The 1,345-nt window shown below is 33.5% G+C and carries 2 protein-coding genes; both read right to left on the reverse strand.

Annotated elements, in window-relative coordinates; all coding sequences use genetic code 11:
- Nucleotides 1–734: alpha/beta fold hydrolase (locus tag E1171_RS01295; RefSeq protein ID WP_155203313.1), on the reverse strand; the 734-nt coding region annotated here is incomplete at its 3' end.
- Between the two features lie 100 nt (nucleotides 735–834).
- On the reverse strand, nucleotides 835–1,345 hold a 511-nt coding region (locus E1171_RS01300), incomplete at its 5' end, for a Crp/Fnr family transcriptional regulator (RefSeq protein WP_155203314.1).

Genomic DNA, 1,345 nt, shown 5'->3' on the forward strand with positions numbered 1-1,345 from the left:
TCATCTTTATTTCCCCATAAGATAAGCCAAGGTTTATTTTTTAAAGATTTTAATTTTTTCCACTGTTCTTCATACCAATCAGAGGAACCTATAAGAGATTCAGCAAGCCTCAGTAAGGAATATCGTGAGTTTTTATCTGGAAAGGGTTTGAGGTATTGTTTATGAATTTTTTTAGTTAATTTTTTCTTGTCAAAAAATCCCTTCTTTAGTAGTGTTTTAGGTGAAAAGTTCATTCTTAAATAAAGAAATCTACCTAATCTGCTATTGATGATTTTATCAACTTTTTGGACTGCTGGATTATTTTTTGTTTCCCATAGCCAAGTATTAAAAAGGATAAATTTCTTTATCTTATCAGGATTTTTGATAGCTGCTCCCAGACCAATGGGGCCCCCAAAATCGTGAGCAACAAGCGTAATGTTTTTTAAATCTAGTTTTTGGATAAATTCACTTAGGTTTTGGCAATGTTCCTGAGGTGTTCCCACAAAATCTTTTGGTTTTTCGGATAACCCGAATCCTATATGATCAATGGCAATACATCTGTAATCTTGAGAAAGTGATTTAATAAAGTCTCGGTAAAGAAATGACCAGGTTGGGGTGCCATGTAAAAAAAGAATTACGTCTCCTTTTCCTTCATCCACATAGTGCATTCGGCCGGCTTTTAGTGCTATATATTTATTTTCAAAAGGGTAGGAAATGGTATCCAGCCATTCTGGTGTCTGCGTTGTTAAGCTCATAGTCATAAGTAGTAAAATTGTTAATCTTTTTTTCAAACCGTCTAACCTGACACAAAGATCGATTACTTATTCAAGCTTAAACTTGGTATAAACCAAGATTTTAGATTTTTACTTTTCCCATTAGTTTACTGAAATTACTGGGGTCAATCCTAAGATAAGAGGCAAGATCTTTTTGAGAAACCATATTTAATAGGTGGGGGCTTCTTTTAACAAAGTTTCTGAAACGTTTTTCAATGCTTAATGCCATTAGTTCGAAGTAACGAGTCAATGTTTCATTTAATAACATTTCAGTTCCTTTTCTAAATAGAGTTTCAATAGGCCTATGCTGAGTCATTAATTGTTGGTGTTTTTCATAGGAGATCCGTATAAACTTACTATCTGTAATAGTTCTTAAGTAATACTTGGAGGGCGTTTGAGTTAGGAAGGATTCAGGAATTCCTGAAAGAGATGGAGCATAAGTGAACGCAATGATGTGTTCTTTGTTGTTATTTACATAATAAGATTTTTGAATTCCTTCCAGAACAAAATACATATACCGTTGCGTCTCTCCTTCCCATGTCATGATGGTGTTTTTTGGTAATGAATACTCATTCCAATAGGAAATATAATCA

The organism is Xanthovirga aplysinae, assembly GCF_009711365.1.
GTDB classification, from domain to species: Bacteria; Bacteroidota; Bacteroidia; order Cytophagales; family Cyclobacteriaceae; genus Xanthovirga; species Xanthovirga aplysinae.